Annotated in this window: 6 protein-coding genes; all 6 read right to left on the bottom strand. The window is 65.7% G+C overall.

The window, feature by feature from the left end:
• Positions 1–667: LpxD N-terminal domain-containing protein (locus DK459_RS14665; RefSeq protein WP_304529626.1), on the bottom strand; the 667-nt coding region annotated here is incomplete at its 3' end.
• Positions 668–681: 14 nt separating this feature from the next.
• On the bottom strand, positions 682–1,242 hold the full coding sequence (locus tag DK459_RS14660) for an OmpH family outer membrane protein (RefSeq protein WP_024068647.1): 561 nt from the start codon (positions 1,240–1,242) through the stop codon (positions 682–684).
• Positions 1,243–1,349: 107 nt separating this feature from the next.
• The gene (gene bamA, locus DK459_RS14655) at positions 1,350–3,695 is read right to left on the bottom strand and encodes an outer membrane protein assembly factor BamA (RefSeq protein ID WP_054443497.1); all 2,346 of its coding nucleotides are present in this window, start codon (positions 3,693–3,695) and stop codon (positions 1,350–1,352) included.
• A gap of 53 nt (positions 3,696–3,748) precedes the next feature.
• Entirely contained in the window at positions 3,749–5,080 is a 1,332-nt protein-coding gene (gene rseP / locus DK459_RS14650; protein WP_006385194.1) for an RIP metalloprotease RseP, read from the bottom strand.
• A gap of 60 nt (positions 5,081–5,140) precedes the next feature.
• Positions 5,141–6,340 (bottom strand): 1-deoxy-D-xylulose-5-phosphate reductoisomerase, encoded by a 1,200-nt coding sequence (locus DK459_RS14645; protein ID WP_070542718.1) that lies wholly within the window; start codon positions 6,338–6,340, stop codon positions 5,141–5,143.
• Entirely contained in the window at positions 6,337–7,194 is an 858-nt protein-coding gene (locus DK459_RS14640; RefSeq protein ID WP_020927371.1) for a phosphatidate cytidylyltransferase, read from the bottom strand. The genes DK459_RS14645 and DK459_RS14640 overlap by 4 nt, the downstream gene beginning before the upstream one ends.
• Between the last annotated feature and the right edge of the window lie 4 nt (positions 7,195–7,198).

The raw sequence follows: 7,198 nt of genomic DNA, 5'->3' as shown, positions 1-7,198 counted from the left end.
TGCCCCAGGCCCCCTGCCCCAGCGACGGGTCCGGCGCGAAGCCGAAACCGTCCGCGCCCAGCACCACGCCACTGTGGATGATGGCGCGCGCGCCGACCTTGACGCCCTCGTACAACGTGACGTGGGCATGCAGGCGGCTGTCGGGACCGATCGACGATCCGGCGCCAATCATGCAGCCTGCGCCCAGCACGCTGCCGCGGCCGATCCGCGCTCCCGACTCGATGACGCAATTCGGACCGATACGCACGTCGTCTTCGATGTGCGCGTCAGCCGCGACCACCGCCGAGGGGTGCGTGGCGGCCGGCAAGGCCGGACGCCGCGCGGCGTCGAACCACTGCGCCACCCGGGCGTACAGCAGATAGGGATGCTTGCACACGACCAGCGCGAAACGCGGCCGGTCGGCGCCGGCGGCCTCCAGCGTCTCGGCCACGTCGGCCGAGACGATCACCGCTCCCGCCTGGGTGGCGGCAAGCTGGCTCTGGTACTTGGGATTGGCCAGGAAACTGATTTCCTGGCCGCTGGCCGACGCCAGCGTGCCGATGCCGCGGACCCGCAAGGGATCGGCGCCGGCCGGCGCGCTGATGCGCCAGTCCATGCCCTGGGTATTGGCGGCGCTCAACAGCGCTTCAAGCGTCGGCGCGCGGGCAAGATCCAGTAGAACCGGCATACGGCGACTGCAGCTTATTTGCCCAGGCTCTGGATCACCTTGTCGGTGATGTCGATGCGCGGGTTGACCGTCACGGCGTCCTGGATGATCAGGTCGTAGTTTTCCTGCTCGGCGATGCGCTTGATGGCCTCGTTGGCCTTCGTCACGATGCTGGAAAACTCTTCGTTGCGGCGGCGGTTGAAGTCTTCCTGGAATTCACGGCGCTTGCGCTGCAGGTCCGTATCCAGGTTGGACAGTTCACGCTGGCGCTTGACGCGGTCGGATTCCGACAGCACCGGCGCGTCCTTGTCGAACTTTTCGGCTTGCGAGCGCAGGCTGGTGTTCAGGCGCTGCAGCTCGTCGTCGCGCTTCTTGAATTCGGCTTCGATCTTGCTTTGCGCCGTCTTGGCCGGACCGGACTCACGCAGGATCCGCTCGGTATTGACGAAGCCGATCTTGGTGTTCTGAGCCTGAGCGGGCACCGCCGCAACGGAACCGAGAATGAGCGCACCCACCAGGGCAATGGAGCCGCCCAGCTTGCCACGGCGCGTGGCGCGCAGCGAATTCGATGATTTAAGTGCGAAGTCAGACATCATGAAAATCTCACCTTCCAGTAAGGCAAAGCCAAAGTGTGTATTGTGCCACTAAACGGCAAAAGGGCCGGGCCGGCGGGCCCCTCCCTTGTTTTCAAGCGTAACGCCGATCAGAACCCGGTCCCGATCTGGAACTGGAAGCTCTGCTTGTCGTCGCCCGGCTTGGAATTGAGAGGACGGGCATACGACAGTTGCAGCGGCCCCATCGGCGACTGCCACGACAGGCCGATACCGGCCGAGAAACGCCAGCCGCAGGGATCCTCGACCTCGCTGCCCGGCTTGCCGTTGGTGCACGACAGGCCGCTGCCGGCGCTGACCTGGCCCGCATCGCTGAAGATGAACCAGCGCAGCGTGCGATCCTTGGATGCGCCCGGGAACGGCAGGTACAACTGGGCGTTGGCGACGATGCGGCGCGAACCACCCAGGTAGTCGCCCGTGACCGAGTCGCGCGGACCCAGCGACGAACCCTCGTAGCCGCGCACCGTGCCGATACCACCGGCGTACACGTCCTTGATGATCGGGTAGTCCTTGCCGCCGTAGCTCTGGCCCCAATCGACCATGCCGTTCAGCGCCAGGGTGTACGAGTTGCCCAAGGGGATGAAGTACTGCTGCTGGCCGGTGAGCATGTAGTACTTCAGGTCGACCGTCGAGAAGTCGCTCTTCAGGCGGGTGTACGAACCCTTGGTCGGCGCCAGCGCGCTGTCGCGGGTGTCGTTGGACCAGCCGGCGGTGAAGATCACCGAGTTGGTCGCGTCGCCGTACTGGTCGACGAAATTGCGATAGGCGAGCGGCGAGTTCGAAAACAGGTCGATCTGGTTGCGCTCGATGTTGGCGCCCAGGAAGATCCGGTCGTATTCCGAGATCGGCACGCCGAAGTTCATGCCCAGGCCCATCGACTTGACGCGGTAGTCGCCGTCGTTGTTGTTCCAGGGCTCGGTCACGCGGTAATAGGCGGACGTGGTGCGGCTGATGCCGTCCTTGGTCCAATACGGATCGGTGTGCGACAGCACGATCGCGCGGTTGGTCTTGCTGGTGTTCAACTGCAGCGTCAGGTTGGTGCCGCTGCCGAACACGTTGTCTTCGCTGATGCCGGCCGACAGGATCGCTTTTTCGGACGAACCGTAACCCACACCCAGGTTGATCATGCCGGTGGGCTTTTCCTTCACGTCGACGTTGACGTCGACCTGGTCGGGCGAACCCGGCACCGGATCGGTCTTGACGTTGACGTCGCTGAAGTAGCCCAGGCGGTCGACGCGGTCGCGCGAGGTCTTGATGTCCTTGGCGTCGTACCAGGCGGCTTCCTGCTGGCGCATTTCGCGGCGCACGACTTCGTCGCGCGTGCGGGTGTTGCCACCGATCTGGATGCGGCGCACGTACACGCGGCGGCTCGGGTCGACGTAGAACGTCAGGTCGGCCTCGTGCTTGGCGCGGTCCAGCTGCGGGTTGGGGTTGACGTTGGCGAACGCGTAGCCCAGTTCGCCCAGGTAGTCGGTGATCGCCTTGGCCGAGTCGTTGGCCTTGGCCGCCGAGAAGGTTTCGTCCGGCTTGATCTTGACCAGGTCGTTGATTTCCTTGTCCAGGCCGATCAGGTTGCCGGCCAGCTTGACGCTGCGCACCTTGTACGGCTCACCTTCATGGACAGTGATGGTGATGCGGATGTCCTTGCGGTCCGGCGAGATCGTCACCTGGGGCGGCTCGACCGTGAATTCGAGGTAGCCGCGGTCGAGGTAGAACGAACGCAGGCGTTCGAGATCGCCCTCGAGCTTTTCGCGCGAATACTTGTCGGTATCGGTGTACCAGGTCAGCCAGCCCGGCGTGGTCAGCTTGAATTCGTCGAGCAGGTCGCTTTCGGAGAAGGCCTTGTTGCCGACGAAGCGGATTTCCTGGATGCGGGCGACTGACCCTTCGAACACGTCGAAGCTGACGCCGACGCGGTTGCGCGGCAGCGGCGTGACGGTGGAGGTCACTTCCACGCCATACTTGCCCTTGGACAGGTATTGCTGCTTGAGTTCGTATTCGGCACGCTCGAGCATCGAGCGGTCGAAAATACGGCCTTCGGCAAAACCCACCTGCCCCAGCGATTTGGTAATGGCCTTGGAATCGAATTCGCGCATGCCGTTGAAATTCACGGATGCGATCGTCGGACGTTCCTGCACCACCACGACCACGACATTATTGTCGGTCTGGATCTGCACGTCGGTGAAAAAGCCGGTGCCATACAGGCGGCGGATCGCCTCGGTGGCTTCTTCCTCGGTGAATTTCTCGCCCACCTTGACCGGCAGATAACCGAAGACGGTGCCGGCGTCGGTGCGCTGGATCCCCTCTACGCGGATATCCCGCACGACAAAAGGGTCGAAGGCGTGAGCCATGCCTGGCAGCAGCAATGCGGCGATCAGACTCGGCACTACGCCCGGCAGTACACCCTTTTTGTGATGAAACATCCGGCGAAAAGACATCCTTGAGTATCCTCGGTCGTGCAAATGGCGGGGGATTTTATGCTAATTGGCGCTTAAGTAAACAGGCGCGTGAAATCATTGAACAGCGCAAGCCCCATCAGGCTTGCCAATAAACCAATGCCTGCGCGCTGTCCGATATCGATCCACCGTGCGGGCGGTGGACTGCCCCGCACAATTTCGACGAGATAGTACAGCAGATGCCCCCCGTCCAGCATAGGAATGGGCAGCAAATTTAGTACGCCCAGGCTGATACTGATCAACGCGATATAGGCGATGTACGCAACAATACCGATCCGGGCCGTCTGGCCGGCGTAATCGGCGATGGTCACCGGACCGCTGACATTGCGCCAGGAAACGTCGCCCGTCACCATCCGGCCCATCATGCGCAACGAAAACAGTGCCGTGTCCCAGGTACGGACCGCCCCGCGCCAGAGGCTGTCGAACACCCCGTAACGCACGGTCACCATGGGCACGTCGCCACCCAGCTGGACGCCGAGCCGGCCGATGACCTGGCCGTTGACCGTTTCGGCGCGCGGCGTGACGTTGATCGAGATCTGGGCGCCGTCGCGCGCCAGGGTCAGCGCCAGGGGCTTGCCGGCGCTTTCCTGGATCTGCTTGACCAGCGCTCCGGTGTCGGGGGTGGGCTGGCCGTCGACGGCCAGGATCAGGTCGCCCTGGCGCAGGCCGGCCGCCTGCCCTTCGCCGCCGTCGTTGACGACACGCACGGCGGGCTTGGGCTGGGCCAGGCGGATGCCGGCGGCCGCCAGCGGATCGCCGCCAGCCGGATCCATGGCATTGGCCGGCAGGATCAGCTCGCGCTGCTGCGCGGAGCCGCCCGGCGTGCCGACCTCGACCAGCGCGCGGCCGCCCGTGGCCATCACGTCCATCAGGCGCCAGCGGGCATCGGACCACGACGCCACTTCCTGGCCATCGATGGCCAGGATGCGATCGCCAGCGACCAGGCCGGCGCGCGCGGCGGGCGTATCGGCCGCGGGCGGCGCGATCACGGCCACCGGCTCCTCGGTGCCCGCCATGTTCAGGCCGGCATAAAGGAAGACCGCGAGGATGAGATTGAAAATCGGACCGGCCGCCACGATGGCGATACGCTTGCCGACCGGCTTGTTGTTGAAGGCGCCCGCGGCTTGTTCGGCGGTGGCGCCCGCCGGGGCATCGTCCTGCATCTTGACGTAGCCGCCCAGCGGCAGGGCCGACAGGGCCCATTCGGTGCCGTGACGGTCGGTGCGGCGCAGGACGACCTTGCCAAAGCCCACCGAAAACCTCAGCACCTTCACGCCGCAAAGGCGCGCCACCCAGTAATGCCCCAACTCATGGAAAATGATCAGGGAGCCAAGCGCGACGGCAAAGGCCAGCAGGGTGAAAAGCATCGGGGTCAGGAAATCCAGGAATCAGGGACGACGTGGGACGCCGCAGTCATCCGCTCAGCGTCACGCCAGGCCAAGGTTGCCGGCGTAAACGCGCGCGGCGGCATCCAGCGCCAGCACATCGTCAAGACTGTTGAGCGTAACAGATGATTGCCCCCCCTGCCACTCCAGGGTCGCTTCGATGACGCGCGCAATCCAGGTGTAGGCCAGCCGCCCTCCCAGGAACGCCTCCACCGCCACTTCGTTGGCCGCGTTCAGCGCAATGCAGGCGGCCTGCCCGGCCCGCAGCGCCTCGAACGACAGAGCCAGGCACGGGAACCGCGCCAGGTCCGGTTTTTCGAAATCCAGCCGCCCCAGGCGCGTCAGGTCCAGCGGCCCCACGCCGCTGTTCAGGCGTTCGGGAAAACCCAACCCGTAGGCAATCGGCGTGCGCATGTCAGGCTGGCCCAGCTGCGCCAGGACCGACCCGTCGTCGTATTCGACCATCGAGTGCACCACGCTCTGTGGATGCACCACGACCTCGATACGGTCCGGCGGCATGGCGAACAGCCAGTGCGCCTCGATCACTTCCAGTCCCTTGTTCAGCATGGTGGCGGAATCGACCGAGATCTTGCGGCCCATGCTCCAGTTGGGATGGGCGCAGGCCTGCGCCGGCGTGACCTCATGCAGGTCCGCCAGGTCACGGCCACGGAACGGACCGCCGGACGCGGTCAGCAGCAGGCGGCGCACGCCCGGCGCGGGGGCATCGGGCGCGCCGGCGCGTCCGCCGTGCGGCATGCATTGGAAAATGGCGTTATGTTCGCTGTCGATCGGCAGCAATTCGGCGCCGTTGTCGCGTATTGCCTGCATGAACAGCGAGCCCGCCGCCACCAGCGCTTCTTTATTGGCCAGCAACACGCGCTTGCCCTTGCGGGCGGCCGCCAACGCGGCCGGCAGGCCGGCGGCGCCGACGATCGCCGCCATCACCGAATCACACTGCGGATCCGCGGCCGTGTCGGCCAGCGCTTGCGCGCCCACGCGGATTTCCGGCGGGGTATCACCGGCGGGCCAGGCCGCCATGAACCTGGCACGCGCCTCGGTATCCGGCACCACCACCACCGCCGCACGACTGGCCAGCGCCTGTTCGGCCAGCCGCTGCATGCGGCTGTAGGCGGACAGCGCGTACACCGCCAGGCGATCCGGGTGGCGGGCGATGACATCCAGCGTGCTTTCGCCGATCGAACCGGTCGACCCCAGCACCACGACGCGTTGAAAAGCCGTCAAAACAACACTCCAGACAAAATGAATGCGAGCGGCGCAACCGGGAGGATCGCGTCGATCCGGTCATAGACCCCGCCATGGCCGGGCAGCAGCGCGCTGGAATCCTTGCGGCCGGCGCGGCGCTTGAGCAGGGACTCGAACAGGTCGCCGATGATCGACAGCACCCCCAGCAAGGCGGCGATCGGCAGGGCCAGCCAGAAGCTCCAGCGCGCGACCAGGGCATGGCCATAGGTGCCGTCCCAAAGACTGGACAGGCCGATCCAGATCACCGCGCCCAATACGCCGGCCACCGCGCCCGCCACTGTCTTGCCGGGGCTGACCCGCGGCGCCAGTTTACGCTTGCCGAACGCGCGGCCGGCAAAATAAGCGGCGATGTCGGCCACCCAGACCAGCGCCAGCAGCGACACCACGAAGCCGGCGCCATGGGTCATGAACATCTGCGCCAGCACCGCCCAGGCCGTGAAGGCGGCCGGCACGGAAAACAGCGACCAGGCCAGGCTGGCCGGCGCCGCGTCGGAACGGCCGCGCATCACCGCGGCGGTGGCGCCCAGCAGCCATACCGCGGCAACCAGCGGCGCCGCGTAGCGCAGGACCCAGGCGGGGTCGGTGACGCCTTCGCGTCCGCCCGAGAGCCAGGCCGACGTCAGTGCCAGCATGGCCGCGAACAACAGGACCGGGATACCGGCGGCGATCAGCGGCGACGGCGGCTGCGGCAACGTCAGGCGCAGCCACTCCCAATTGGCGCAGGCCGCGGCCAGCGCGAGCAGCGCCACGAACCACCAGGGATTGGCACTCATCATCGCCGCCGCCAGGATGGCGAGCAGGATGACGGCGGTAACGATACGCTGACCCAACATGTGA

It is taken from the genome of Achromobacter sp. RW408, assembly GCF_003184165.1.
Lineage (GTDB): Bacteria > Pseudomonadota > Gammaproteobacteria > Burkholderiales > Burkholderiaceae_B > Achromobacter > Achromobacter xylosoxidans.
This window is presented reverse-complemented; position numbering and strand designations above follow the sequence as displayed.